Genomic DNA, 25,490 nt, shown 5'->3' on the forward strand with positions numbered 1-25,490 from the left:
GACCCTCGTGGCTACTGGGGGGTGAGTCCGGTGACGGCGCCGCCGGGATCGTCGGCCAGGGCGATACGGGCCGTGATGCGCTTGCCCACCGGCTCGCGCTGCGCCTCGAAACCCTGCGCGACCGCCATCACGATCTCCAGACCGTGCTGCCCCACCCGGCCGGCGTCCGCGGCCCGGGCCACCGGCAGCACCGGATCGGAGTCCCACACCACGACCTCCACCGCGTCCCCGACGATCCTCAGATCCAGCAGAACCGGCCCCGGAGCATACTTACGCGCATTGGTGACCAGCTCACTGACCACCAACTGGGTCAGATCCATCGCCCGCTGCGAGACCGGCAACCCGTGCACCGACTGCACCCGCGCCAGGAAATCAGCCGCCCGATGACGCGCCTGGGCGATCACCGACCCGTCCCCGTCCAACGCCACCGTCGCCTGGATCACCCGCTCACCCGGCGTGGTGCCGTCCTCCCCCACGGGCACTGACTCCATCGCGGCCGCCTTCGCTACCCCAATCACCCGACGCGTATACCCGCACCAAGCAGGGTGACGCCTGACACCCCGCTGTCGCCTTCATCTCATCCACGCATCACCTGGCATATGCGGGGCAACGATTCCAGGCGACGAACACGCCGTGCCAGTATCACCCACATGACCGAGGAAGAAGTGGCGGACCCCCACACCAGCACACCGCCGGACCGGCTCACCGTCGCGGCCCACACCATCGACGGCACCCACGTCCTGACCCCCACCGGGGAAATCGACCACCACACCGGCGAGACCCTCCGCCACGCCCTGGACGCCATCACCACACCCGGCTCCCGCGTCGTGGTCGACCTCCACCAGGTCACCTTCATGGACTCCAGCGGCATCAACATCCTCATCGCCGCCCACCGCGCCCTCACCGACACCGGTGGCCGGCTCCGCCTCGCCCGCCCCACCCACACCGTCCAACGCACCCTGACCATCGTCGGCATCGACACCGTCATCGACTGTCACGCCACCCTCCCCCAAGCACTCGACGACTGACGAGACACGCCCAGGCCCAGGCACAGGCACATGCCCCTGCAGGGCAGGCAAAGCACCGGCAAAGGCCCGGAAGCCCGCCGACCCGCCGACCCTCCGACCCGCCTCAGGGGCGTTTCGCGGCAGGTCGTGGGGGCTACCCGCCCCGGGGAAGCCTCGCCGGGGGCGAGGGACTGCACGGCTGCGCGCTGGTGCCGGCCGGGCTCGACGGCCATGGCGGTGCGCAGGAGCGGACAAGCAAGGGGTTGGTCGCGATGTCCATAGCGACACAGCAGGGCGGCGGGAGCGGTTCCAGCGGCCTGTACGACGTGCTGGAACTCGTCGTCGACCGCGGACTGGTCATCGACGCCTTCGCACGCGTCTCCCTGGTCGGCATCGAAATCCTCAAGATCGACACGCGGGTCGTGATCGCCGGCGTCGACACCTACCTCCGGTTCGCCGAACACTGCAACCGCCTCGACCTCGAAGCCGGCCCCCGCGAACCGGCGGAACTCACCGAATCCCCCGACTCCAGTGCCCAGGACAGGTCCACGGCAGCCCTGCCCCGCGCCTCCCAGCCCTCTTCCGGCGCCGCGGACACCGTCTCCAGCGCCCTCGACCAGTCGCGCGGTGAGGAGCGGGAGCCTGAGGGCCGGAGGGTCGCGCGCGAAGAGGATTGAGCAGGGCACACCGGACGGCCACGAGACCTTCCGGCTCTCCCCTGCCCCCTTCGATCAAGGGCCATTTACGCGCGCCCCGCACGAACCCGGCACTCTACGATCGCCCAGTACGGCGGCCGGAAGGGGCGGGAATGCTGGGGAACGACGGGGCAGCGGCGGCGATACGGCTGGCGCGGGACGCGCCGCTGCACAGCACGCTTGATGTCGCCGACCCCGATGACTGGCTGGCGCTGGACGCGGGAGTGCGCAAGGTGGCCTGGTACCACCCGCAGTCGCTGCCGGACTGGGAGCACTCCGCTCCCCTGCCTGCCGATCTGAGCCGGCTCGGCGAGTCACGGCTCGCGCTCGCCCTCTGTCACCGCGACGGGCGTATCCGTAAGGAGGCGTTGCGGGAGTCCGCTCGCTGCCCCGGTCTGCTGCCGCTGGTCGTGATCCGTTGTGCCGACTGGGCCGAGCCCGTGCGCGAGCGGGCCCGGAAGTCGCTGGACGAGGCTCTGGGTGTCGACTCCGCCGTCGGCCTCGCTCCGTTCATCCTCCGTCTGGGCCGTCGCGACAGAGGTGCCTTCGGCGTCGGTGTGCTCGAGCGGGTCCTGCGTCAGGCGTCCCTCGAGCAGCTCGCTGTCCTCTTCGGTGATCCCGACCGGATCGTCCGGCGCTTCGCCTATCGGCTGGCCCTCGAAGGCGGGCTGCTGAGCCCCGTCGAACTCGCCCGTGCGGCTGCCCGGGACGCGGACAGCGTGGTCCAGGACCTTTGTGCCACAGCGGCGCTCGCGGCGCTCGGACATGAAGGTGCGTACGAGGACGTCCTGCCTGCGCTGCTGTCCGCACGCAACCCGCGTACCCGGTCGGCCGGCGTCACCGGACTGCGGCAGGCCGGGTGGCCGAAGCGGGCGGAGTCGTTCCTCGGTGACCGTTCCGCGCTCGTGCGCGCCTGTGCCCGATACGTCGTACGGCAGCACGGGGGTGGTCCGACGGCCTGGTACCGCGAACGGTGCTCGTCACCCGACGACCCGGCGTTGCCGCCCGGTGCGGTCATCGGGCTGGCCGAGTGCGGGAACCGCGCGGACGCCGAACTGCTGCGTCCCCTGCTCGCGCACCGGGCGGAGGGGGTGCGAGCACGGGCGGTGGCAGGGCTGCGGGTACTGGACTGCGTGGTCGTAGAGCAACTGCGGCCGCTCCTCGACGACCCGGCCGCCGCCGTGGTCCGGGAGACGGCCGTCGCACTGTTGCCCTCGGCGCGGGAGCTGCCCGCCGACTGGCTGTTGCAGCGCACCGGCTCCGAGCGGCCGCGGCACGTCCGCGTCGGCGCGTTCCGGCTGCTCGACGCGCGTGGCGGCATCGTGACGCTACGCGCGGCGGTCGGCCTGCTGGACGACCCGGACGCGAAGCTGCGCACCTGGGCCGGACAGTCCGTACAGCGCTGGCATCCGTCAGCGGACGTGCGCGGCTGCGAGGCGGAGGTGGGACAGCTCCTGGACCGCAGCCGGCACCTTTTCAGCGACTACGTGCTACGCAGGCGCAAATGGCAGGCCGGCGTCAGCAGTTGATTCCCCGGCAGGCGCATACCAGGACGCCTGCTTTAACGGCTCCGGGGGGTCGTGGCTGCCCGTTTGGGACGACCTAATGCCTGAGTACCAGCTTCGCAGACACCTTGAGCCTGCGCCCAGCCATCATCAACGGCAGCACGCCTCAGCGGTGTTGTCGTGTCGCCGAAGCCCCGCACCCCCTCACCGGGAGCGGGGCCTCACGGGCACCTCCATCTTCGGCGAGCAGGGGCGCTCACTCCTCCCCCGGCACCCGGGTCAGGCGGCCCGGGTGAGTTCGGCGCGACCGAACAGAAGCGCGTAGCCGCCGGGCAGCTTGTCCAGGATTCGGGTGAGCAGGTCGGGGCCGGCCAGCGAGGCGACGGTGGTGAGGACGGACCCGGTGTCCCAGCGGGTGGTGGCCAGAGGGGCGCCGGCCCGGCCGGCGAGGTCCTTGACGAAGGCCCAGCCGGTCAGCGGTCCGGTCTCGGGGATCTGCGCGGTGAAGATGCGTGCGGCCTCCAGGGGGAGGCGGGCGGCCAGGTCGACGCGTTCGTCGCCCGTCACCTGGCGTCCCAGTCCCGCCAGGACCAGGCGGACTGCTTCCTCGGCCCGCTCCCGAGTCGGGTAGGCACCTTCGTAGCGGACCTTCTCCAACATCTGCTCGTACGTCATCGCAGGCAGCTGCTGCAGGGGTGCACGCTGGTCGGAGATCACTGCTGGACGTCGCCTTTCTCGCCGAGGGCGGTATGCCCGGTGCCCGGCAGAGTGCGCGGGCACCGGGAACGGGTGATCAATGAGAGTGGTCCGGGCCCCGCAGGAGGGACAGGGAGCCGATGTAGCGCGGGCAAACCCTGCGGGGGGGGCGGGAGCAGGACGCACGGGCGCGGGGCAGACCGGGCCGCCCGGGTTCAGCCGGAGATCTCCTTGCGGTCGGACCCGGCGCCGATGGCGATCTTGCGGGGCTTGGCGCGTTCGGCGATCGGGATGCGCAAGGTGAGCACCCCTGCGTCGTAGTCGGCCTCGATGCGCTCGGTGTCCAGGGTGTCGGCCAGCACGAGCTGGCGGGAGAAGACACCCAGTGGCCGCTCGGAGAGTTCCATCTGGACGCTGTCGGACTTCGCCACGGGCCGACGCTCGGCCTTCACGGTCAGCATGTTCCGCTCGACGTCGATGTCGATCGCCTCGGGACTGACACCGGGCAGGTCGAAGGCCACCACGTACTCGTCCCCCTCGCGGTAGGCGTCCATCGGCATCGCGGACGGCCGGGACCAGGTACCTGGGCCCATCATCTGCTGGGCCAGTCGGTCGAGCTCACGGAAGGGGTCGGTGCGCATCAACATCGGACAACACCTCCAGAAGAGTCAGGCAGTAACTGCTGCCAATGCGCCTCACAGGCACTGTTGTAACACGTCATCCAATGGATGACAAACATCGTGTCGTCAAACGGATGACACGAGGGGCCGGTCGGCAATGGGCCGCTTCTGTCGGTGATGTTCCAGGACGATCAGCGAGCAGGCAGGCACGCGCAGGCCGTGGCTGCGCTACGGTGCCGCCACGGCGGCCGTCACCGCCACCGCCCTGGCGGGTACACGCGCCATCGGATCCACGGTGGACACGGTCCCCAGGGTGCCGTCGCACGTCAGGCTCACCAGGGAGGCCGAGGCCGTCCCGACCGCGCCCAGCAGCGAGGTAAAGAGCGTTCTCTCACCGGCACGGCGGTGCGCCGCCGGTGAGCCCCACGCCGTGCACGCTGGGGGCCTCACCACCCTCAACGGGACGCCCGCCCCATCACGGTGGATTGTCAGTGGGGCCTGGAACGCTGGTCGCATGAACTGGGATGAACAGGTGCTGCGTGGTCGGGTCTACGGCTGCGACCACGACGACCCCCACCCCGGCCCGCTGCCCACACGGACTTACGCGACGCTCGTCGGCGGGCCCCTGGACGGTCTGCTGCTGGACATCACCGGCTGGACGAGGGAAGAAGTCGACGGGGGTGTCGCCCTGGCCACCGAGCTGTCGCGGTGGCCCGGCGGCCGCGCCCTGTACGACCCCAGTGCCGACGAGCCACGCTCACCGGGCCCGGGGATCGTCTGCCGCTTGTACTACGCCGGCGACACGCCCTGACCAAAGGCCCCTCACAGCAGTCGAGGAGGCGGTGCCGCGGTGCGTGAGGGGCAAGGTTGGGGGAATCCGGTTGGCGCGTGTGGTGGCCTCGGGCCGGGGCCTGTGTGGTCGGACGGTCTACTTCCCGCTCTCCTCGGCGAGAGTGTGGGCGACGAGAGCGTTGGCGTGACCGTGGCCGAGTCCATGTTCGGCTTTGAGCCAGGAGACGAGTTCCATGTGCTTCGTCAAGGTCGATGAACGGATGAGCTCCTTCCACTCCGCTATGGGGCGGCCATACTTCTTCTCGATGGAAGGGAAGTAGCTGGCGGGGCCCTTCACGCTCTCAGTCATCTCGTCCGTATCCCATCGTCGTGTGCTGAGCGGATGTGCACTGAATATGACTGGAGAGAAGCGCGAAGTGATCGGTCCGACGCATGTGATCTGAGCCACTCAGAGGCGGTCGGTGTCGCGGAAAGCCGTGAGGCGCGCCACGACCGGACCGCGGCCCTGGCTCTCGTGCCCTACGGGGCGTGGTGTGCCTTCGCCACCGCCCCGAACGCGTCCATCGCACGGCGGAACTCCGGCACTTGAGCAGCATTGCGTTCCGCCTGAAGCAGGCCCGGCCGCCCGTCACGGGACGGTCGCCCGGCCGCCTGCTCGGCGGTGTCGTCGAATCCGGTCGGCATCTTTCAAGGCAAAGGGACGCCCCCCCGGGTCATCATGCGGGAGTGCGCGCCCGAAGGCCGCGCCGGACGTCCGGCGGTGTCCGCACCCGGCCGGCCGGCGGCGGCCACAATGGGCGGGAGTCGGGTGCGACGCCTTCGAAGGAACCAGGATGCTGACCGGGATAGTGATCGACGCGCTGGATGTCGCGCGCATGAACCGCTTCTGGCTTGCCGCGACGCACGGTCGGACGTGCGGTCTGCGGCTGAGTTTCGTGCCGACCTCGCAGCCGAAGACGGCGCGCAAGAACCGGCTCCACCTCGACCTGGCCGGCGGGCCGGGCTGGGAGGACGAGGTGGCGCGTCTGCTCGCACTCGGTGCGACACGTGCCGACATCGGCCAAGGGGACGTCCCGTGGGACGTGTTGGCCGATCCGGAGGGCAACGAGTTCTGTGTGCTGCGTCCCGGCCACCCGGGCGTGCTCGCCGAGTCCGGCCTCGTCGCGATCTGCCTCGACGTCACGGAGCGGGACCGCTCCGCGCAGTCGGCCTTCTGGCAGTCACGGGCCGACTGGCATGCCGTCGAGTCCCACGACTGGGGCGTCCGGTTGCGCCGGACGCCCACCAGTACCGTCTCGCTGGTGCTGGGGCCGCCCGCGGCGCCGAAGGAGGCGCGGAACAGGCTGCGGCTGGAGGTCACTCAACCCTCGGAAAAAACCGGGGAGTTCCTTGACGCCGGTGGCGACGAGTTCCACGTCGTGGGGTGACCCCCGGCCTCCGGGCACCGGTTGCGCGAACCGTTCAGCTGCGCGGAGGGCGCGCTGGCGGGACGTGGCCGCGAGTACGCGGCGAGTGGGCCCGGCGCCGGCGTGACCGGATCGTTCCGGACCTGGACGCGATGAGGCCTGCCGCCGCCCCGGCCCCTCGGTCAGGCTGGGGGCATGACCCGAGCACTGATCGTCATCGACGTCCAGGAATCCTTCCGCGCCCGCCCGCTGTGGGAGACCATCTCCGATCCCAAGATCGCCGACCAGGTCGACCGACTGGTCCGCCTCGCCCGCCGGGCCGGCGACCTGGTGGTGTGGGTGCTGCACTCCGAGCCCGGCAGCGGCGATGTCTTCGACCCCGCCCTCGGTCACGTCCGGCTGATGGACGAGCTGCGGCGCCATGACACGGAACCACTGATCCACAAGACCTCGCACAACGCGTTCACCACCACCAACCTGCAGCAGCTCCTCACGGAGCACGGCGTCCGAGAGCTCACGGTGTGCGGCATACGGACCGAGCAGTGCGTCGAGACCACCACGCGCGTGGCGAGCGACCTCGGCTACCGGGTCGCGTTCGTCGTCGACGCCACCGCGACCAACCCCATCCCGCACCGTGACGCCCCCGCCGACCAGAGCGTGGCCGAGCTGCTGGCGGACCCCCGTACGCTGAGCGCCGAGGAGATCATCAGGCGCACCGAGTACGCCCTCGCCGGACGCTTCGCCACCATCACCACCGTCGGGCAGCTGGAGGCGGCGGCCGAGCTTCAGGCATGATGACCGGATCGTGAACCACATCGTCTTTCTTCTGGTGCCCGGAGTGCATCTGCTGGACCTGGCAGGCCCCGCGCAGGTCTTCTCCACGGCCTCCGACTTCGGGCACCCCTACACGCTCAGCTACATCGCCGAGCGGCCTGTGGTCCCCACCGCCCAGGATCTGCCGTTGGTGGCCCGGCTCGACTGGCCCGAACTCCGGCCCGAGGACCTGATCGTGGTGCCCGGCTGGCGGTCCCTCGCTCTCGTCGACAGCCCTGACATCGGCGCGGCCGCTCTGCGGGCGCTCAGGGACCACCACGCCAGGGGTGGAACCGTCGCGAGCGTCTGCGCCGGCGCGGAGGCGCTCGGCCGGGCCGGGCTGCTCGACGGCCGCCGCTGCACCACCCACCACGATGTGCAGGACGAGCTCGCACGCCGCTACCCCCGGGCCACCGTCGTCCGCGACGTGCTCTACACCGCCGACGACCGGGTGGTCACCTCAGCCGGCATCGCCAGCGGGATCGACCTGGCCCTGCACCTGATCGCCAACCAGCACGGCCCCGCCGTCGCCGCCCAGGTGGCGCGGGACATGGTCGTCTACGCGCGGCGCAACGGCCACGAGCCGCAGGCCAGCGCGATGCTCCGGTACCGCTCCCACCTCGACGACACCGTGCACCACGCCCAGAACCTGATCGACGCCCGCTTCGACCGGGCGTTGCCCCTGTCGACGCTGGCCGCGACCGTGGGAGTGAGCGAGCGCACCCTCACCCGCCTCTTCACCCGGGCCACCGGCGGCCTCACCCCACTGCGCTATCAGCAGACTCTGCGGCTCGAGCGCGCCGAGCACCTCATCTGCCACGGCGCGACGGTCGACGCCGCCGCTCGCGCGGTCGGCTTCGAGGACGCGCGCATGCTGCGCCGCCTTCGCGCTCGCGGGCACTGACCCGTCCGTCGCGGGAGCGGCCACGCGGTGCACGCAGCACGGACGGCCTGGACCGGGACGGTACCCGCCGACGCCGGTGGGAACCGAGCCGGCGGCGTCGGTGTCAGTCCGCCTCTCCATGGCTGCGCACGACTTCCTTGACCTTGGCCAGTGCGAAGCCCCAGCCCTGCTCGACGGTCGGCTTGGCCGGGACGGCGATCTCGTCGGGGTTGGTGAGGACGTCGAGCAGCACCGGGCCCGGGCTGTCGAAGGCGCGTCGTACGGCGTTCTCCACGTCGGCCGGGTCGGTCACGCGGATGCCGGTGATGCCCATGGCCTCGGCCACGGCGGCGAAGTCGGGGTTGTCCAGCACCGTGCCGAACTCGGGCAGGCCGGCCTGCTCCTGTTCGAGCTTCACCATGCCCAGCCGGCGGTTGTCGAAGACGACGAGTTTGACGGGCAGCCGGTACGTCTTCAGGGTCATGAGGTCGCCGAGGAGCATGCTCAGTCCGCCGTCACCGCAGAAGGCCACGACCTGTCGCTCACGGTCCAGACTCTGGGCGCCCAGGGCCTGCGGCATGGCGTTGGCCATCGAACCCAGGTTGTAGGAGCCGATGAGGCGCCGGTGGCCGCGCATTTCGACGAAGCGTGAGAGCCACACCGTGGCCATGCCCGTGTCGGAGGTGAAGACGGCGTCCTCCGCCGCGACCCGGTCGACGGCCGCGGCCAGCGCCTCCGGACGGATGTCGTGGGAGCGGTTGTCCAGCGCGGACCGGATACGGCCCACGACACCCTTGTCGTGCGCGAGGTCGGCCAGCCGGGTCTGACCGGCGCGCCACTGGTCGAAGCGTTCACGCGCCTTCTCCAGGTGCGAGCGATCGCGTGCGTCGGCGGATCCGGCCGGCGGGGCGGTGAGGTGGCCGAGGAGGTCGCGTACGGTGGCGCCGGTGTCCCCCACCAGCCCGACCTCGACCGGCACCCGGCGTCCGATGTGGGTGGCCTCGGTGTCCACCTGGATCACGGTCCGGCCCTCGGGGTACCAGTCCCGGTACGGGAAGTCGGTGCCGAGCAGGAGCAGGGTGTCCGCGTCCTGGAGGGCCTTGGCCGCGGCGGGGTTGCCGATCAGGCCGGTCTGGCCGACCTGGAAGGGGTTGGTGTCGCCCTCGAAACCGGCCTTGGCCTTCAGGGTGAGCACCATGGGCGCGGCCAGCCGGTCGGCGAGGGCGAGGACGTCCTGGCGGGCGGCCCGGGCTCCTGCGCCGACGAGGAGGGTGACGCGCTCGGAGCGGTCGAGGAGTTCCGCCGCGCGGCGGACTGCGGACTCGTCCGGCCGGCTCACCGGAGCGTTCAGGGAGAACCGCGCCGGCCGGTCGCTGGTCAGTTCGCGCTCGCCCAGGTCACCCGGCACGGTGAGGACCGCGACGCCCTTGCGGCCCAGTGCGTGGCGCACGGCCGTCTCCAGCATCTGGGGCAGTTGGTCGGGCGAGGTGACGGTCGCGCGGAAGACGGCCACGTCGCTGAAGAGGGCGTCGTTGTCGACCTCCTGGAAGTAGTCGCTGCCGAGTTCGGCGAGCGGGACCTGGCCGGCGATGGCCAGCACCGGGGTGTGGCTCTTGGCCGCGTCGTAGAGCCCGTTGAGGAGGTGCACGGAACCCGGTCCGACGGTGCCCATGCACACGCCGAGCGTGTCGGTGAGCTGCGACTGGGCGCTCGCGGCGAAGGCCGCCGCCTCCTCGTGGCGGCAGCCCACCCACTCCAGGCCGTCGGTGGTGCGGATGGCGTCCGTGAGCGGGTTGAGCGCGTCTCCCACGACGCCGAACACCTGGCGTACGCCCAGTTCGCTCAGCGCGTCCACGATGACTTGGGCAACGGTACGGGGCACGTAGATCCTCCTGGGATGCGGTCGTGGGGTCACACGGCGAAACGGTCGGGGTCGGCGGCCTTCCAGTCGGCCGCCCAGGCGGCCGGCGGCCCGGCGAGCAACTGCCCGGGCTCGAGCCACTCGTACAGCTCCTCGTAGGAGCGTTCGGTGATGGGGTCGATGCGCCGGCGGAGCATGTGCGGGCGCAGCTCGGCGGGGTCGGTGACCCCCATGGACGCCATGATCTGCAGTGCGCTGGCCACGGTCGCCTCCTGGAAGCGCTGCACGCGCGGTGCCTTGTCCCGCACGTCCAGGGCGCGGGCCCGGCGCGGGTCCTGGGTCGTGACGCCGGTGGGGCAGGTGTTGGTGTGGCACCTCTGCGCCTGGATGCAGCCGACGGCGAACATCATCGCCCGCGCCGCGTTGCCGTAGTCGGCGCCCTGCACCAGGCGCTTGACGAGGTCGGTCCCGGTGGCGATCTTGCCGCTCGCCCCGACCTTGATCCGGTCGCGCAGGCCCGTGCCGACGAGGGCGTTGTGCACGGTGAGCAGGCCCTCCGTGAGCGGGGTGCCGACGTGGTCGGCGAACTCCAGCGGGGCCGCGCCGGTTCCGCCCTCGGCGCCGTCCACCACGATGAAGTCGGGCGTGGTGCCCTCCTCCAGCATCGCCTTGCACACGGCCAGGAACTGCCGGCGCGAACCCACGCACAGCTTGAACCCGGTCGGCTTGCCGCCGGACAGCTCCCGCATGCGGGCGATGAAGCGGACGAGTTCCCGCGGAGTGGAGAACACGCGGTGGTACGGCGGGGAGATGACGGTGCGTCCCTGGGGCACGTCTCGGACCCGGGCGATCTCGGCGTTCACCTTGGCGCCCGGCAGCACACCGCCGATGCCGGGCTTGGCGCCCTGCGAGAGTTTCAGGGACACGCACTTGACGTGGTCGTGCGCCGCCTTGTCGGCGAACTCGGCCGGGTCGAAGTCGCCGTCCCGGGTCCGGCAGCCGAAGTACCCGGTGCCGATCTCCCAGACGAGGTCGCCGCCCGGCCGCAGGTGGTACTCCGACAGCCCGCCCTCGCCGGTGTCCTGGGCGAAACCCCCTGCGGCCGCGCCGCTGTTGAGAGCCAGGACCGCGTTGGCCGACAGGGAGCCGAAGCTCATCGCCGACACGTTCAGCAGCGCCATGTCGTACGGCCGCGCGCAGTCCGGGCCGCCGATCCGTACGCGCGGGGGTGACTTCGGCACCGGGCGCGGTGCCATGGACGGTACGAGGAACTCGTAGCCGGGTTCGTAGACGTCCCGTTCGGTGCCGTACGGCTCCTCGGCGTCGGTGCCCTTGGCGCGCTCGTAGACGATGCTGCGCACGTCCCGGTCGAAGGGCCGGCCGTCGTAGTTCCGCTCGATGAAGTACTGCTGCAGCTCCGGGCGGATCGCTTCCATGAGGAAGCGGGCGTGGCCGAGGACGGGATAGTTGCGCAGTACCGAGTGCTTGCGTTGCAGCAGGTCCCAGGTGCCCAGCAGCCCCAGCAGCACCAGCGGCACGGCGGCGAAGAGCCACCAGGCGGAGAGCCGGGCCGAGGCCAGGGCGGCGAGCACTCCCGCGACGAGGGTCAGGGCGACGATTGCTATGCGTGTCACGACCTGCTCGTTGCCGTGTGTGCGCTGTTCAGTCCTACGGCTGTGTCAAGAACCTCTCAAGCGGGGCGAGGGCCGATGTCCGCGCGGCGCGGGTGCTCGACCGGGGATGCCGCCCAGGTCGGCGTGGATGGCACGATGCCCGGGTGAACCACTTCTCTCATGCGGGCATCGGTCCCGGCCGCGGCCGGCGGCGGCTCCCGGAGCCCAGGCCGGCCGAGCCCGGTCAGTGGCCGAAGCTGGAGGCCGCGCTCGCCGTGGTCAACCGCGATCTGACGGCCACCCTGCCGGGTCAGGACCCGCTGATCCTCATGGTCCAGCCGGCTTGCGAGGCTTCGGCGCCGGGCGCGTTCGACAGGGACCAGGTCTACGTCGCGATGTCCGACGGCCGTTGGCACGGCAATCCGGTCAACGCGTGCGACCTCGAGGAGGACGACCCGCCGGAGCCGGACGACGCGGCGACGGTCCTGCACGTGGTCGCGGATGCGGCGCAGTCGACCGTCGTGGAGTTGCGGTGGCAGGTGTGGCCGGTCTGCCCGGAGCACAGGATCGGCATGCACCGCCGCCCCGCGGGCACCGAGGGCGACTGGTACGAGGGCGCGACGGACGCGGGCGGCCCGCCGGTGTGGTGGTGCCGGGGTGACCGGAACGGCGACGGCCACGACGTCGCCCTCGTGGGCCAGTTGGCCGCGACTCTGCCGGGCAGGCAGCGGCGCGCGCTGCGGCGCGTCGAGCGCGAGCGGAACCGGCGCCGGACGGCCGGCGATCCGGGGCAGGGCTGAGCGGGCGGCGCCCCGCAGAGTCCACAACGGCCAGGTGACCGACTCCGACACGGTCGTCCCCCAGCGTGACCGTCACCGAGACCCACCGAGGCGCGTTCACGTCCGCTCGGGCGGCAGCGCCCCGCGGCGCGTGACCGCGGGGCGCCCTGGTGAGGGCTAGTCGACCCTCTGCCCGTCGTGCATGCCGCCCTTGCACATGTTGTCCGTCAGATCCGCTACTCCACCACCCTGCTTGCACTGGGAAGGGGTGACGTCGCTCGGGGCACCCTGTGCCGTGGCGGCGGTGGCCGTGGCGACGCCTGTGAGTCCGAGTCCGGCGAGGGCTGCCGTGGCGGCGACGGCGGCGAGGATTCGTCGAATGTGCATTCGATTTTCCTTTCACGGATTGCCTCGGTTGGGGCACTAGCCAGTTTGATCTTCACCCATCCGGGTGGCACGTCACGTTGCTCCATTCGGGTGACGGCGCCGATGGGTGCGGGGGCGGTGACCTAGGGGGACGCGCTGAAAAGGGCATAGGCGCTGGTGCCATGCCTTGACCGCCGCCTCGTCAGGCTGGACGGCGAGCTGTATGCGGTTGCCGAAGTACGTTGTACCCGGGGAGGCCTCCACATCGGGGAAGCACCGCCGCCAGAGCCGATACATTCGAGGCGGGCCGGGCCGGCCCGGCAGACGTGATGGCTGAGTGGCTGAGGAGCCGATCTGGTGTGGGACGGGGCGTTCTACCGCGTGCAGCGTGACGGCTACGAGATCTGCTTCGTCCCCGATCACGGAGTACCCCTCGACGAGATCGACGACGTCGACATGTGGGTGATCTTCGACAGCGGGGAGCGCTGGTCGGGGACGATCTACACCCTCGACGACGTCCGCCGCACCATGGACCGGAGAAGACGGACCGGTGAATGCCTGGACGGCCGGTACTTCTATGTCTGGGACGGTCTGATCGTCCGCGACCCGGGCATATCCGGGATGGTCGAGGTCGTCGACGAACTCGTCCGCAGCGGCGACTACAGAAGTGTGTTCCGCGATGTCGGTCCGGAGGACAGGGACGACTGACCCTGTCCTCCGGACGCTCACTTGTGGGCGGCGCAGTCGTAGAGGGTGAAGCTGCCGTCAGTGCGCAGGCCGTATGCGGTGGGGCGGATGCGGGCGCAGTGGGAGCGCACCCAGCGGGTGGTGGCAGTGGCGGGACGCCGGCTGGTCAGCAGCGCGTAGCGCACCTCGTGGGCGGTGACGAGCGCGCCGAGCTGCCGGACGGTCGGGAACGGAGTGCTGCCGGTGAACCCGCCCATGACGAGGATGGGCTCTGACTTGGCGCGCAGCAGGGGCTCGGCGGTGTAGGCGGCCTGGGTGGCCAGGAGGTACTTCTCGCCGTGGCGGTGCGTGGTGAGGTAGTCGAGCAGGGCGGTGTCGCGGGTGCTGGGCTGGCTCAGCCCTCTTCTGCGCGGAGCATGACGGTGGTGCGTGTAGTACGACTTGCCGACCGGACCGGCCATCGGCGAGGTGGCGGCGCCCGCGTAGAGCGGGTCGAGGCTGGAGACGGCCCAGCCGGCCGGTACGACCAGCATGGCCGCGATCCCGGCGGCGAGGGCGGCGTTCACCTTCCGCAGGGGCGTGCGCGGTCCGCGGCTCCACAGGCCCACCACGCCGCACAGGGCGAGCATCACGGCGACCGGCAGCAGCCAGGCGTCGAAGAGGGTCGGCCAGTCGATCACCAGCGCCCACACCGCTGTCAGCCCGATCGCCGCGAGCAGCGCCGTCCACCGCCGGCCGACGGCTTCGCTGCCGGGCTCGTGCCGTGCCTCGTACTCCGACCGGAAGAGTGCGAGCCCGCCACCGGCCAGGGCGGCGAGCGCCGGGGCGATGACGGCCGTGTAGTAGGCGTGGTTGCCGTTGGAGATGCCGAAGACCACGGCGTGTACGGCCAGCCAGCCGCCCCACAGCACGAATCCCGCGCGGGTGAGGTCGGTGCGCGGCCGGCCGGTGTGCCAGGCGACGCCGAGTACCGCGGCGAGCACGGCGAGCGGCAGCAGCCAGGCGACCTGCGGGCCGACCGTGGAGTTGATCAGCATGTCCCAGCCGGTGTTGCCGGTGGTGCGGCTGGCGGCGGTGCCCGGGACGGCGCCGAACGCGCTGGGATCGCTGCCGAACCGGCTCAGTCCGTTGTAGCCGAAGACCAGGGTGAACGGGTTGTTGTTGGACGTCCCGTCGAGGTAGGGGCGGTCGGCCTCCGGTGTCACCCAGACGATGAGTATCCAGGAGCAGGAGACCGCCAGCGCGACCGCCCCGCTCAGCAGGACGCGCACCGCGCGCTTCAACGCCGTTCCGGGCGCGACGAGTTGGTACACGGCGGCGAAGACCGGCAGCACCAGCCACGCCTGCAGCATCTTCGCCTGGAAGGCGAGCCCGACCCAGATCCCGCAGGTGATCAGTGGCAGCAGCCGCTCGGTGCGGACCGCCTTCTGCAGCGCTCCGGCGGCCGCCACGAGAAGCAGGGTGAGTGTGGTGTCCGGGATGGTGGCGCGGTTGAGGGCCACGGTGACCGGGGTGAGGGTGAGCACGAGCGCCGCGGTCAGCGCGGCGAACGGGCCGGCCCAGGCGCGCACGATACGGTGCAGCAGCCATACGGTGAGCACGCCCTCGACGACCTGGGGAAGGGCGGCCGCCCAGGTGTGCTCGCCGAACAGCCAGACGGAGACGGCGTCGGGCCAGAAGGCCCCGGGCAGTTTGTCGATGCTGATCGAGCCCGCGGCGTCGAGCCCGCCGAAGAAGAACGCGCGCCAGCTGCCCGCCATCGAGCGTATCGCCGCACCGTAGAACGGGTGGAGCGCGGCATGCCCGATGCCCCAGGAGTACAGCACCGTGGCGACGACGAGCACCGCGGCGAGCGCGGGGCGCTCCCAGCGCGGGGCGGCCTCCGGCTCGTCGGCACGCCGGTTCGCCGCCCGGCGGCCGCGCCGCGGCTCGGTGGACAGGGCGTCGGGGATGGCTGTCATGACAGTGGTCCTCGGTTCAGCGGTTCAGGTGGAGCGGCCGCGCGCACAGGCGACGGTGGCCGTGCGCACACGCGACGTGGCCGTGCACGCGGACGACGGTCACAGGCGGCGGGCCGCCCGGAAACCGCGGGCGTAGAAGTCGGTGCCGTCGAGCAGTGAGCGGCCCGAGAGGTCGCCCATGGTCGGGCCGTTGGCGGCGGAGCGGCTGGAGTAGAAGCGGTGCCGGCCCCTGTCGTCGAGGCCCATGTACATGCCGCAGTGGTCGATGAAGTCGGGCCGGTCCTTGATGATGGCGAAGAAGACCAGGTCGCCGGGTTGCAGGGCGTCCAGATCGGTGGGCTGCCTGCCGGTGTCGGGGATCACCGTGCGGCCGGGGCCGTAGGCGGCGATGGCGAAGGCCCTGCGCGGCAGTCCGGTGCCCCGGGTGTTGGTGTTGTGCAGGGGGATGCCCATGCGGTAGCCCCACACCAGACGCTGGAAGCCGGAGCAGTCGACGTCGCCGTAGCGGGCCTTCTCGGGCTGCACACGCGTGCCGTCGGGGAAGGTCCACTCGACGCCCAGGTAGTCGTAGAAGTCGGACTGCTCGTCGTGGTAGGCGAAGTCCAGCGGGTTGTTGACCGCGGCGTTGCGCGGTCCGAAGTGCGCGGTGCCCGCGTAACGGACACCGTCGCCGTTGCGCTTGTCGGGCGCGCCGGCGCTGCTGTACTGGAACGCCACGGCGAAGACGTCCGGGCTCCTGTCCCCGAGCGTCTTGCGGAACCAGGGGGTGAACCAGGCGGACTTCTCCATGCCCCGCTGCCACGCGTGCGGCAGCACCCGGACCCAGGCGTCGGTCGTCAGCTTGGCCTCGGTGGTCCGCGGCTCACCGAAGGTCCGGCTCGGACCGGTGAGCACGACCGTACGGGCACCGTCGGTGAACGTGGCGAGCGTGCCGCCGTCACCGGCGCGGACGACGGTGCGGTCGGGGCCGGACAGCCGCTCGAAGGTGTGGGGCCCGTTGATCCGGGCGCTCGCACCGGAGCCGGTGCCGTCGGCGCCCGTGTCCCCCCCGTCGCCGTCGCCGTGCCCGAAGCGTTCCCAGGCGAATCCGCCCACCACACCTGCGGCCGCCACACCGGCGACGGTCCGGAAAACGGCGCGGCGAGTCGGGCGGTTCCCCCTGCCGACGGGTTCGTGGCGCATGGCCGGTCCTCCTGGAAGTGTGAGACGAGCGGGTGGGTGGTGGACGGGTGCGGGTCAGCCGGTGGGCAGGACGCCGATCAGAAGACCGGAGACCAGCACCACGTACGTGGCGAGGGTCACCGCCGTGGTCGAGATGACCGTGGCCGCCAGCGGCTGGCGGGACATCTGGTAGGAGACCAGGCCCGGGACGATGAAGCCGAGCGTCTGGGACGTGTACAGCAGCGGGAACTCGTGGCTGAGGGCGAGCATCACGGTGGTCTGCAACAGGACCGCGCTCAGCACGACGGCGGCGAACAGCCTCTTGCCGTAGAGAATCACCGTGCGCTGGATCAGCTTCGTCAGGAAGTACGTCGCCGCCGCCACGACCACCATCAGCCCGGCCATGCGTACGTCGGTGACGAGCGTGAGGGCGATCCAGCCCGGGGTGATCATCCCTCCGGGAGAGAGGTTGGTGGTCAGGTAGCACACGAGGGAGAAGACCAGTCCGAGGGCGATCCCGAGTGCGGCGGTCTGTGCGTTGAGGTGGGCGGGGATCACTGGTTCCTCGAGAACTGGTGCGGGTCATGTGGGTGGTGCGGGTCTGTGCTCTGGTCGTCGGGCGGCCAGTCCTGGCCGCCGGGCCGGTGGTCCGGGTCTCGTTGCAACGGGATACGGAAGGAGTACGTGGGTGTCTCAAGCGGCGCCACCCAGCTGTACGGCTCCGGCTCGGGCGGCCGGGCCACGGAGACACGCGGCCGGGGGATGGCGAACTGCATGGTCTCCTGGTCCAGGCCGTCGCCGCCGGGCACGACGTCGAGCGGGTCGGCGGATTCGTCCAGCGGCAGCTCGGCCAGGCACTCCAGGAACAGTTCGCCCTGGCCGTGGATGTTGCCGATCGCCACCAGGGAGGCGCTGGGGCCGAGTTCGGCGAGGATCGCCTCGGTCAGTTCCGTGGGGTCCCGGCGGTCGCCGCCGAGATCCACCACCCTGCCGGGGAAGCTCTCCGGGATGGCGTCGCGGGCGCTCTTGGTCGGGTGGCCGATCAGGAACACCGTCTCGGCGGCGAGATCGGGGATGATCGTGCCCATCTGGCCGTTGCGCTCCACCCGGTCGGGGCGGCAGTTGATGACCACGCTGAGCGGTCGCCGGATCGCGCCCAGGTCCTCCAGCTGCTTGACGTTCATCAGCGTCGACTCGGGGTCGTTGGCCGCGAAGACGTTGGCGAACCGCAGCCGCTTGCCGTCGGGGGTGACGTAGCGCTCCACGGACAGCACGCCCGGGTCGGGCGGTGCGTCCCACATGCCCTGCATCGCGGTCTGCCGCTCTATGCCGAGGAGTTCGGCGACGGCGAGCGCGATCGCCACGTTCTCCTTGAACGTGAACCAGCTGAAGCCCCGCAGTTCGGCGTCGGTCACCGTCTCGGGATCGACCGCGATCAGCCGGCAGTTCCGCTTGTCGGCCTCCTCCTGGAGGATGTGCAGCCGGTCCTTCTCCGCCGTCACGCACACCCCGCCCACCGGCATCGACCGGGAGAGCGAGCGCGCGACGTCGTCGAGCGTGGGTCCCATCTCCTCCAGATGGTCCTCGCGGACGTTGCACAGCACGCCGATCGTGGAGCGGATCAGCTTCTCCTGGTTGATCTCCTGCAGCGCGGGCATGACCGCCATGCACTCGATCACCAGCGCGTCCGGCCGGTAGGTGGCCGCCCGCCGGACGATGCCGATCTGCTCGACGATGTTGGAGATGTTGAACTTCCGGTACACCGGCTCCTCGGTGGCATCCGGATGGATGAACCGGGCCGCGGTACCGGTGGTCTTGGAGACCGTGACCAGGCCGCCGCCGCGCAGCGCTCCCGCGCACAGCCGGGTGATCGAACTCTTGCCGCGGATGCCGTTGACCAGCACCCGCGTGGGTATCTGCTCCAGCGAGGCGAAGTGCCTGCGCTGCTCCAGGATTCCGGCGATCCACAGCGCGGAACAGCAGATCAGGACTATGACATAGAGGAAGAGCATGTCGATTTCCGTCCTTCTACCGCTGGGGGGTGTGCTCGCGCAGCGGCCGTGAGGGGCCGGCGGTGGGGGCCGACCGGGCCGCCCGGTCGCGGTCCGCCAGGGCCTGGCGCACCAGTTCCAGGCTGCGGGTGATCGAGCCGATCTCGTCGTGGTTGACCGGATGCAGCACGGTGCGGCGGTCTCCGCCGGCGAGCCGCTCGACGAGGGCGGCCACCGCGCGCAGCGGCCGGATCACCACGACGTGCAGCCAGCCCAGGCAGGCCGCACCGGCGGCCAGGGCCAGGATGCCGGCGAGCATGGTGCGCTGCTGGGCCTGCACGGCGGGGATCTGGAGCGCCGCGGCGGGCTCCGCGGTCACCAGGTGCCAGCCGAGGCGGGCCGTCGGGCCGCTCTTGGCCAACGGCGCGGCGGCGTCGACCGAGGGGCCGGACGACGTGAGGTGCACCGCCGAGGTCGCGGTTCCCGGGGTCCCCGGGGCGCCCTGGGTGGCGCGGGCCAGCCGCGTCAGGTCCGAGTTGGGCAGCGACTCGAAGGCCTCGTAGCCCTCACTCGCCGCCAGCACCCTCTCGTGGTCGTCCGTCAGCCATACGGTGCCCAGTTTCGGCCTGGGCAGAATGGAGTTGAGCGCCTTCACGTCGATCTCGCCGAACAGCACCACCCCTGCCGCCGGGGCCTTGCCCTTCACGACGGGGACCTGCGCGTAGGCCGCGATCGCCGGGATCCGGCCCGAGGTGTTGACGGTGGTGATCCCGCCGCCGTGGGGTACGTGCACGAGGGTCCGCAGCGGGGTGTCCCCCACTCTCAGGGTGATGCTCCCGGAGCGGTCCAGCAGGTACAGCGAGCGGTACTGCTTGTGCTCGTCCAGGGCCTGCCTCAGCACCTGGGTCTGGACGTCCCGGCTCGCGCCCGCCAGAGCCGCGGTCGCGTCGTTCAGTTCGGTGTACGACTGGTCGAGGGACTGCTGGATGCGGTGCGTGGCGAGCACGGTGCGCGCCTGCTGGTCGGCGAGGACGGGTGCGGGTACCGCGGTCGCGGTGTCCGCACGGTCCAGCAGGAAGATCATCGGCACGGCCCAGCACGCCACCATCACCACGCCGGCCACCGCCAGCGCCCGGTGGCCCGGTGCGCGCCGGGCCGGGATCTCCTGCGGGCCGCTCTCGCCCAGCAGTTGCCCGCGCAGTGATTCCAGGGCCCGTCCGATCCGGGCCAGTTCCCCGAAGCCGTGCACCGGTACCGGCCGGGACAGCTCCATCGAGGCCTCCGGGCCGCCGGTCGCGCCCCGGGCGAGCCGGCCGGCGGACAGGAACAGCCGCAGCAGGGGCTGCTGCACGAAGAAGTGCAGCATGAGCCAGAGCAGCAGGGCGACCCCGACGAGCGCCCCGGCGGCCTGGAACGCGAAGCCCGAGTAGTCGACGGCCGTGGAGGTGGCGGGCACCGTGCGGGAGGTGAGCACCACCAGACCGAGGTCGTCGGTATCGCCCGGACCGGTCGTCGAGGCCACCTGGGCCCAGCCGGCAACGACGCGCCGGCTGCCGGTGGCGGCGCCCAGCAGGCTCCCGGAGGCGTCGGTGTCCGAGCCCGACGCGTGCGCCGCGCGGGTCGCCTTCCCCGGCAGACCGCCCTCGGCCGTCCGCGAGGCCGCGCCGTGGACGGTGCCGGCGAGCACCGTGCCGTGGGTGTCCAGCATCTCCGCGGTGCGTCCGTCGCCGGACGTCACGAGGGCGGGCAGTGCTTCGGAGACCACCAGCAGCCACTGCCGCTCGGCGCCGCCCTGGGCCTGGTACTGGTCCTGGTCGGGGTCGTCCTGCTGCGCGGGCAGCGTGACCTTGGCGAAGTAGAGGAGTTCCCGGGCGCCGCTCGCCGTCACCAGCCGCGGCGGGATGTCGCCGTGCCCGGACGCCGTCCTGGCGACGTCGACGCCGGCCAGCGGCACCGTCCTGCCGCCGGACGCCAGCAGTTTGCCGGAGTGCGCGTCGAGGAGCACACGGCCGGCGGCGGCCTTGCCGACGGGGGTCAGCGCTTTGAGCGCGGCCGTGGGTGTCGTCGTGCTGGTCGCAGGGTAGGCGTGTGCCTTGAGCCGTACCGATTTCGCCTCGGCCTCGATCGCGGTACGCGTCGACAGCGCGGTGTCCGCGGCGATCTGCTGCTCGCCGTCCAGTACGGCCTGCGGGATACCCGTGGTGGGGACGCCGGCGAGGCAGATGACGGTCAGTGCGGCAACGACCAGAAGGAGCAGGACAAGTGAGGCTATCGGCGGGCGCACCCCACCGAGCAGTGGCATATCGGCGCGGCGACGGATGCGGTGTCGGCGCGGCGCCCGTGGTGCGGAGGGCAGAGCGGGGGGTCCTTCCTCAAATGAGGTGGCAACAGGCGTCGAACGCACAGGTGTTCCAGGGTGCGGACACCATAGCCTCTTAAGGTCACGCGACCGTCACATCCGCGTTCGATCTCGGCCAAGTGAGCGGGATCACGGACGGCGGTGTGCGCGGGAACGACGCGACGGACAGCCGAAAGGCGCACCCGTGAGGTGGTCGGCCTTTCGGCTGTCAGGTCAGCGGACGAAAGAGATCTCGGGGTAGCTGCTGTTCGGCCCGTCGAGCAGGGTGCTGTGCTTGTGGCGCAGGTGCTGGTCGAAGAAGGCGGCGAGGTAGACACGCTGGACCTGCACCGCACGGTCGGGGTCGATCGTGCCGTACTGCTGCTGGATCTGGCTCTCGGAGAGCCCCAGCCAGCGGGCCCACTGCGGCACCAGCCACTCGTTGTCGCTGAACGACAGGTGCGCCGCGCCGTGCAGCTTGATGTCGACCTTGTAGCCCTTCAGATGGGACCACAGCGTCCGCCACGAGCTGTCGTTGTTGCGGTTGTGATTTTGGGAGCTGAACAGCATGAAGGGGCGGTCGAGGTCCTTGCTCGGCGCCGTTCCGAAGAACTGGCCGTCGAGGTTGGCGCCCGCGGCGATGCGGTGGTCGAGCTGCATCGCGGTGTCCACCGCGGCGCCGCCCAACGACCAGCCGAACATCCCGATACGGGAGGTGTCCACCGACTGGGACAGCCCGGAGGGGAGCGTCGCGTGGCCCACGTCCGGGTTGCCGCCGCTGCTGATCTTGCCGAGGGCGTTGATCACGAACTTGATGTCGGCCGCTCGCACCTTGAGCGTGTCGGAGGAGTGGGAGCCCGCCGGCATCCTGTTGAGCTCGAGCCGGTTGCCCGGGAACTGCACCTCGTTGGCGTCGTGGGTGTGGTCGACCGTGACGACGAGGTAGCCACGGCTGGCGAGGTCCTGAGCGAGCGCCGTACCCATCGCCCGGTCCGAGTGCAACCCGGTCGAGTACAGCAGGACGGGAAGCTTGCCGATCTTGGTGTTCACCGGGGCGAGGACGTGGCCCGCGGTCTTCGGCAGGGTCACCTCCTGCGGCGACAGCCCGCGCGAGGCGAGGAAGTGGGCGCCGGAGATGGACGGCATCCAGGGCGCCTGGTAGTGCCCGGACGTGGAGGTGGCCGGGTACCAGAGCGACACCATCAGCTCACGCTTGCTGCCGGGCACGTACGGATCCGTACGGGACGTGTCGCGCAGATGCAGGCCGACCATGCCCACGCTGTACTTCCCGGTCGGCGCGGGCATCGTGAGCTGCTGGGCGGAGGGAGCCGTGCGGGCGGACGTGAGCGCCTCCGGGTGCACGAGCTTGTGGTGCAGGGGCAACTCGTCGTTCTCGGGTGCCCAGGGCGCGTCCGGGTCGGGATCACCGGCGGAGACCCCGGGTGCCGGAGCCTTGCCGGACGTCGTCCCGGCGGCCATGGCCGGTGAACTGCCCATCGCCAGCGCGACCGCCAGCGCACCCGCCGGGCCGGCCGCCTTGGATATCAGGCTGCGGCGCGGACGACGATGTTTCATGAACTCCCCCTTGCTGGTCGGCGATCACGGTACACGGGATCGACTGCCGCACACCGTACCGCCATGACGGAGTGCGTCATCACCCACCCGGGCACCGTCGCGGCGATCTTCGGACCGGATGCGTGGAAGTGCCCGAAAAGCTCCGCTCTCCGGTCGGCGACCGGACGAGGCAAGGGTCGGACGGGCCTCCTCTCGTGTGACCTGGAGAGGACGTGAGGGAGTTGTGAATATTCACTGATGCCCACTCTTGCCTTCCAGGCGGTCGGGGCGCCTCGCGAAGGACCGCCGGTGCCCTGGTCACCCGAGGGCCCGCCAGAACGCGCAGTGGTGGCGGGCGGAGAAGGCGCCGGGTCGGTCCGGAGTGACGTGGTCCGGGGACAGGGAGAGAACCGTGCGCCGGGACCAGGGTGGTGCGGCGGGGCCGGCGGGGTCGGCCGTGGTGGCGAAGCGGGTCCAGTAGTCGATCATGGTGTTGGCCAGGCGGTGCTGCGCCGGGGTCATCTCGCGTGCGCGGCCGCCGAGGTCGAACAGGTAGGGCAGCTCGGCGGCGTGGGGGGCGCCGAGCGGGAACGGCGGGGTGCCCGGGGTGAGCGGCGGAGCGTGCTCGTCGGCGAACTCGTATCGCCACAGCGGGACTTGCCCGGCGAGCAGGGTGCCCGTGCGGGCGGTCGGGCAGGCGAAGTCGGCGTCGCCGATGACCGCGCCGAACACCGGCCCGCCGTCGGAGTCGTGCACCGGGTAGGCGCGGACGATCGCCTCGGCCCGCCCCGGGGACGGGAAGAAGGCGGCCACGACGTCGGGCCAGGTGCCGGGGGTGACGGGGTTGCCGGCCTCGATGATGCCGGCGGCCCAGCCGTTGCCCTCGTCGTGGTTGCCGCCCAGCAGTACCGGGACGTGGTGGAAGCGGCCCGTGGCGAGCGCCGCCGCCGGATCACGGGGCAGCAACCCGGTCGCGTGGGCGGGCTGTTGGTCGGCCCCCTGGGTTCGGAGGATGCGGGAGACGGGGACGCGGCGCAGGCACGCCATCACCTCCCGGGCGCGGGCGCGCGTGCGACCGCAGCCGAGGCGGGTGGCCAGGTCCGCGCCCGCTGCACGGGCGTCGGACAGGGCGACGGAGGACGGGGCGAAAGGCCGGTCCGGGCGGCCGGTGCACGGGCCGCTCTGGATGACGGCCCGCTCGAAGAGGCCGGCGGACGCGGGAGAGACGAGCTGGGCGCAGACGCTGTAGCCGCCCGCGGACTCGCCGGCCAGGGTCACGTTGTGCGGGTCGCCGCCGAAGGCGCCGATCTCGTCGCGGACCCAGCGCAGCGCCGCCTGCTGGTCGGCCAGACCGAAGGTGCCGGAGCCCGGCAGACGGTCGTGGGCGAGGAACCCCAGGGCGCCCAGGCGGTAGTTGACGGTGACGACCACGACACTGCCCCGTGTGGCCATGCGGTGGGCGTCGTAGGAGCTGCCCGCTCCCGTGGTGAATCCACCACCGTGCAGCCACACGATCACCGGCCGCCGGGCGGGGGCGACGGCGACCGCACCGGGGACGAGGGTGCCGGTGGTGGCAGGGGCCGGAGCGGGTGTGGTGACGTTCACGTACAGGCAGTCCTCGTCGGTGCTGCCGCCGGGCACCTCGCCGGCCGGTTGCGGGCAGGCGCTCGCGGGCCTCGTCGCGTCCCGCACACCGGGCCAGGGGACGACGGGGCGCGGCGGAGCCCAGCGCAACCGGCCCGACGGGGGTGCGGCGTAGGGGATGCCTTCGAAGGTGCGGTAGCCGCCGTGGGCGGTGCCTCGCAGCAGACCGTCGCGGACGCGCACCGTCACCGCCGCCGCGGCTTTCGTCGCCGTCGGCGTCGTCCTAGTCATGACTGCGGCCGTCGCGGCGGATGGGGTGACAGCCGTCGCGGCGGATGGGGTGACGGCGGTCGCGGCGGATGCTGTGGCGGCGGTGGACGGCGTCGAGTACGCGGTGGTCCAAGCCGTCGCGAGGACGGTGGTCAGGGCGCAGCCCAGGGTGATCAGGGCGCGGTGCACGGTCATCGTCTCCCCGTTCCGGTCGGGTCGAGCCCGGTCAGCTGCCGCCCATGCCGCCCTGTGCGGCGATCATGGTCGTCGGAAGGTCCCGTACGGCGTGCTCCAGACCGGGCGCGAGGCAGGCGAGCGACTTGGTGCAGGCGTCGATGCGGGCCCGGTAGGTCTTGTCTTCGCGGCGGGAGACGACCGAGCGGATGCCACCGGCCGAGGCCAGGGCCAGCAGCGCGGCGTCGGTGGCGGGCAGCTCGCGTACGGGCGTGGCGTCGTGCAGGGCGGTGGCGAGTCGGGCGTGCAGGGCGGCGGGCTCGGCCGGGTCGGTCACGGCCGGCCGGCGGGCGCCGAAGGGAGTGCGGGGCTCCTTCACCCGTAGCAGGCCGGCCGCGGCGAGCTGGTCCTCCACCTGGGCCAGGGTCCGCTTGCGGTGGCGACGCACGAGGAACTTGAAGCCGTGGCCGTCCCCGGCTTCGCGCAACACGCCGTCCAGGACCACGTCACCGGTGGGAGGGGTTCCGGACGCGGTGACCGTGCCGCCGTCCTCCCTGAGCCGGCCGCGCAGCGCGAGGTCGGTCAGGGCGGCGGCGCGGACCAGCAGCGCGGTACGGGCACGGTCGTAGGGGGCTTCGGCCGCGGCGTCGTGGGCCAGCAGGTACATCAGACAGGGCAAGGACAGGTTGTCGGTCACACATCGACGCTAGGGCCGCACGCCCCTGCGGCGGATC

The 25,490-nt window shown here is 71.5% G+C and carries 25 protein-coding genes; 10 read left to right on the top strand and 15 right to left on the bottom strand.

The window, feature by feature from the left end:
- Positions 1-11: 11 nt before the first annotated feature.
- Positions 12-491 carry an ATP-binding protein gene (locus B446_RS02025; RefSeq protein WP_020937730.1) on the bottom strand — a complete coding sequence of 160 codons (480 nt, stop codon included), beginning with the start codon at positions 489-491 and terminating at the stop codon, positions 12-14.
- A 159-nt stretch (positions 492-650) separates the two neighbouring features.
- Between B446_RS02025 and B446_RS02030 the strand changes: the two genes are divergently transcribed.
- From B446_RS02030 to B446_RS02040, 3 genes are all read left to right on the top strand, one after another.
- The gene (locus B446_RS02030) at positions 651-1,028 is read left to right on the top strand and encodes an STAS domain-containing protein (RefSeq protein ID WP_078614615.1); all 378 of its coding nucleotides are present in this window, start codon (positions 651-653) and stop codon (positions 1,026-1,028) included.
- Positions 1,029-1,279: 251 nt separating this feature from the next.
- Complete coding sequence (gene gvpJ / locus B446_RS02035; RefSeq protein WP_020937732.1) at positions 1,280-1,684, top strand: gas vesicle protein GvpJ; 405 nt, start codon at positions 1,280-1,282, stop codon at positions 1,682-1,684.
- Positions 1,685-1,815: 131 nt separating this feature from the next.
- Complete coding sequence (locus B446_RS02040) at positions 1,816-3,231, top strand: hypothetical protein (protein WP_020937733.1); 1,416 nt, start codon at positions 1,816-1,818, stop codon at positions 3,229-3,231.
- A gap of 255 nt (positions 3,232-3,486) precedes the next feature.
- On the opposite strand, the gene B446_RS02045 is transcribed toward B446_RS02040, so the two are convergent.
- Both B446_RS02045 and B446_RS02050 read right to left on the bottom strand, forming a co-directional pair.
- Positions 3,487-3,924 (bottom strand): DUF2267 domain-containing protein, encoded by a 438-nt coding sequence (locus B446_RS02045; protein WP_020937734.1) that lies wholly within the window; start codon positions 3,922-3,924, stop codon positions 3,487-3,489.
- 194 nt (positions 3,925-4,118) lie between these two features.
- Complete coding sequence (locus tag B446_RS02050) at positions 4,119-4,550, bottom strand: Hsp20/alpha crystallin family protein (protein WP_020937735.1); 432 nt, start codon at positions 4,548-4,550, stop codon at positions 4,119-4,121.
- A gap of 487 nt (positions 4,551-5,037) precedes the next feature.
- On the opposite strand from B446_RS02050, the gene B446_RS02055 reads away from it, so the two are divergent.
- The gene (locus tag B446_RS02055) at positions 5,038-5,334 is read left to right on the top strand and encodes a hypothetical protein (protein WP_020937737.1); all 297 of its coding nucleotides are present in this window, start codon (positions 5,038-5,040) and stop codon (positions 5,332-5,334) included.
- Between the two features lie 117 nt (positions 5,335-5,451).
- On the opposite strand, the gene B446_RS02060 is transcribed toward B446_RS02055, so the two are convergent.
- Entirely contained in the window at positions 5,452-5,664 is a 213-nt protein-coding gene (locus B446_RS02060; protein ID WP_020937738.1) for a DUF4287 domain-containing protein, read from the bottom strand.
- A gap of 33 nt (positions 5,665-5,697) precedes the next feature.
- On the opposite strand from B446_RS02060, the gene B446_RS38005 reads away from it, so the two are divergent.
- The 4 genes from B446_RS38005 to B446_RS02075 all read left to right on the top strand — a co-directional run bounded on the left by B446_RS38005 (position 5,698) and on the right by B446_RS02075 (position 8,438).
- Positions 5,698-5,904, top strand: coding sequence for a tryptophan-rich sensory protein (locus B446_RS38005; protein ID WP_106960526.1), 207 nt, complete (start codon positions 5,698-5,700; stop codon positions 5,902-5,904).
- A 244-nt stretch (positions 5,905-6,148) separates the two neighbouring features.
- Positions 6,149-6,742: a VOC family protein gene (locus tag B446_RS02065; protein WP_020937739.1), complete on the top strand. Its 594-nt coding sequence runs from the start codon at positions 6,149-6,151 to the stop codon at positions 6,740-6,742.
- 174 nt (positions 6,743-6,916) lie between these two features.
- On the top strand, positions 6,917-7,516 hold the full coding sequence (locus B446_RS02070; protein ID WP_020937740.1) for an isochorismatase family protein: 600 nt from the start codon (positions 6,917-6,919) through the stop codon (positions 7,514-7,516).
- 10 nt (positions 7,517-7,526) lie between these two features.
- Entirely contained in the window at positions 7,527-8,438 is a 912-nt protein-coding gene (locus tag B446_RS02075) for a GlxA family transcriptional regulator (protein WP_020937741.1), read from the top strand.
- A gap of 103 nt (positions 8,439-8,541) precedes the next feature.
- On the opposite strand, the gene B446_RS02080 is transcribed toward B446_RS02075, so the two are convergent.
- The gene (locus tag B446_RS02080) at positions 8,542-10,299 is read right to left on the bottom strand and encodes a thiamine pyrophosphate-dependent enzyme (protein WP_020937742.1); all 1,758 of its coding nucleotides are present in this window, start codon (positions 10,297-10,299) and stop codon (positions 8,542-8,544) included.
- Between the two features lie 29 nt (positions 10,300-10,328).
- On the bottom strand, positions 10,329-11,912 hold the full coding sequence (locus B446_RS02085; RefSeq protein ID WP_020937743.1) for an FMN-binding glutamate synthase family protein: 1,584 nt from the start codon (positions 11,910-11,912) through the stop codon (positions 10,329-10,331).
- Between the two features lie 143 nt (positions 11,913-12,055).
- On the opposite strand from B446_RS02085, the gene B446_RS02090 reads away from it, so the two are divergent.
- Complete coding sequence (locus tag B446_RS02090; RefSeq protein ID WP_020937744.1) at positions 12,056-12,691, top strand: hypothetical protein; 636 nt, start codon at positions 12,056-12,058, stop codon at positions 12,689-12,691.
- A 156-nt stretch (positions 12,692-12,847) separates the two neighbouring features.
- Here the strand turns inward: B446_RS02090 and B446_RS02095 are convergent, their stop codons facing one another.
- Positions 12,848-13,057, bottom strand: a complete 210-nt coding sequence (locus B446_RS02095; RefSeq protein WP_020937745.1) for a hypothetical protein — start codon at positions 13,055-13,057, stop codon at positions 12,848-12,850.
- A 336-nt stretch (positions 13,058-13,393) separates the two neighbouring features.
- On the opposite strand from B446_RS02095, the gene B446_RS02100 reads away from it, so the two are divergent.
- On the top strand, positions 13,394-13,744 hold the full coding sequence (locus tag B446_RS02100; protein WP_020937746.1) for a hypothetical protein: 351 nt from the start codon (positions 13,394-13,396) through the stop codon (positions 13,742-13,744).
- Positions 13,745-13,761: 17 nt separating this feature from the next.
- Here B446_RS02100 and B446_RS02105 read toward each other — a convergent pair whose 3' ends face one another.
- The 8 genes from B446_RS02105 to B446_RS02140 form a co-directional block, all read right to left on the bottom strand.
- A complete protein-coding gene (locus tag B446_RS02105; RefSeq protein WP_020937747.1) occupies positions 13,762-15,684 on the bottom strand; it encodes an ArnT family glycosyltransferase in 1,923 nt (640 codons plus the stop codon).
- 99 nt (positions 15,685-15,783) lie between these two features.
- The gene (locus B446_RS02110; protein WP_237751116.1) at positions 15,784-16,797 is read right to left on the bottom strand and encodes an NlpC/P60 family protein; all 1,014 of its coding nucleotides are present in this window, start codon (positions 16,795-16,797) and stop codon (positions 15,784-15,786) included.
- A gap of 123 nt (positions 16,798-16,920) precedes the next feature.
- The gene (locus tag B446_RS02115) at positions 16,921-17,403 is read right to left on the bottom strand and encodes a poly-gamma-glutamate biosynthesis protein PgsC/CapC (RefSeq protein WP_020937749.1); all 483 of its coding nucleotides are present in this window, start codon (positions 17,401-17,403) and stop codon (positions 16,921-16,923) included.
- The gene (gene pgsB / locus B446_RS02120) at positions 17,400-18,857 is read right to left on the bottom strand and encodes a poly-gamma-glutamate synthase PgsB (protein ID WP_020937750.1); all 1,458 of its coding nucleotides are present in this window, start codon (positions 18,855-18,857) and stop codon (positions 17,400-17,402) included. Before pgsB ends, B446_RS02115 begins: the two co-directional genes overlap by 4 nt.
- 16 nt (positions 18,858-18,873) lie before the next feature.
- Positions 18,874-21,138 carry a HAMP domain-containing protein gene (locus tag B446_RS02125; RefSeq protein ID WP_020937751.1) on the bottom strand — a complete coding sequence of 755 codons (2,265 nt, stop codon included), beginning with the start codon at positions 21,136-21,138 and terminating at the stop codon, positions 18,874-18,876.
- A gap of 270 nt (positions 21,139-21,408) precedes the next feature.
- Complete coding sequence (locus tag B446_RS02130) at positions 21,409-22,749, bottom strand: alpha/beta hydrolase family protein (protein WP_020937752.1); 1,341 nt, start codon at positions 22,747-22,749, stop codon at positions 21,409-21,411.
- A 297-nt stretch (positions 22,750-23,046) separates the two neighbouring features.
- Positions 23,047-24,777, bottom strand: coding sequence for a carboxylesterase/lipase family protein (locus tag B446_RS02135; protein WP_020937753.1), 1,731 nt, complete (start codon positions 24,775-24,777; stop codon positions 23,047-23,049).
- A 31-nt stretch (positions 24,778-24,808) separates the two neighbouring features.
- Positions 24,809-25,423, bottom strand: a complete 615-nt coding sequence (locus B446_RS02140; protein ID WP_420010348.1) for a GOLPH3/VPS74 family protein — start codon at positions 25,421-25,423, stop codon at positions 24,809-24,811.
- Positions 25,424-25,490: the final 67 nt, after the last annotated feature.

It is taken from the genome of Streptomyces collinus Tu 365, assembly GCF_000444875.1.
GTDB lineage: Bacteria > Actinomycetota > Actinomycetes > Streptomycetales > Streptomycetaceae > Streptomyces > Streptomyces collinus_A.

Coding starts and splice junctions, on each gene's coding strand:
- B446_RS02025 (WP_020937730.1), bottom strand. CDS start 491: ATGGAGTCAGTGCCCGTGGGGGAGGACGGCACCACGCCGGGTGAGCGG.
- B446_RS02030 (WP_078614615.1), top strand. CDS start 651: ATGACCGAGGAAGAAGTGGCGGACCCCCACACCAGCACACCGCCGGAC.
- gvpJ (WP_020937732.1), top strand. CDS start 1,280: ATGTCCATAGCGACACAGCAGGGCGGCGGGAGCGGTTCCAGCGGCCTG.
- B446_RS02040 (WP_020937733.1), top strand. CDS start 1,816: ATGCTGGGGAACGACGGGGCAGCGGCGGCGATACGGCTGGCGCGGGAC.
- B446_RS02050 (WP_020937735.1), bottom strand. CDS start 4,550: ATGTTGATGCGCACCGACCCCTTCCGTGAGCTCGACCGACTGGCCCAG.
- B446_RS02055 (WP_020937737.1), top strand. CDS start 5,038: ATGAACTGGGATGAACAGGTGCTGCGTGGTCGGGTCTACGGCTGCGAC.
- B446_RS02060 (WP_020937738.1), bottom strand. CDS start 5,664: ATGACTGAGAGCGTGAAGGGCCCCGCCAGCTACTTCCCTTCCATCGAG.
- B446_RS38005 (WP_106960526.1), top strand. CDS start 5,698: ATGTGCACTGAATATGACTGGAGAGAAGCGCGAAGTGATCGGTCCGAC.
- B446_RS02065 (WP_020937739.1), top strand. CDS start 6,149: ATGCTGACCGGGATAGTGATCGACGCGCTGGATGTCGCGCGCATGAAC.
- B446_RS02070 (WP_020937740.1), top strand. CDS start 6,917: ATGACCCGAGCACTGATCGTCATCGACGTCCAGGAATCCTTCCGCGCC.
- B446_RS02095 (WP_020937745.1), bottom strand. CDS start 13,057: ATGCACATTCGACGAATCCTCGCCGCCGTCGCCGCCACGGCAGCCCTC.
- B446_RS02105 (WP_020937747.1), bottom strand. CDS start 15,684: ATGACAGCCATCCCCGACGCCCTGTCCACCGAGCCGCGGCGCGGCCGC.
- pgsB (WP_020937750.1), bottom strand. CDS start 18,857: ATGCTCTTCCTCTATGTCATAGTCCTGATCTGCTGTTCCGCGCTGTGG.
- B446_RS02125 (WP_020937751.1), bottom strand. CDS start 21,138: ATGCCACTGCTCGGTGGGGTGCGCCCGCCGATAGCCTCACTTGTCCTG.
- B446_RS02130 (WP_020937752.1), bottom strand. CDS start 22,749: ATGAAACATCGTCGTCCGCGCCGCAGCCTGATATCCAAGGCGGCCGGC.
- B446_RS02135 (WP_020937753.1), bottom strand. CDS start 24,777: ATGACCGTGCACCGCGCCCTGATCACCCTGGGCTGCGCCCTGACCACC.
- B446_RS02140 (WP_420010348.1), bottom strand. CDS start 25,423: ATGTACCTGCTGGCCCACGACGCCGCGGCCGAAGCCCCCTACGACCGT.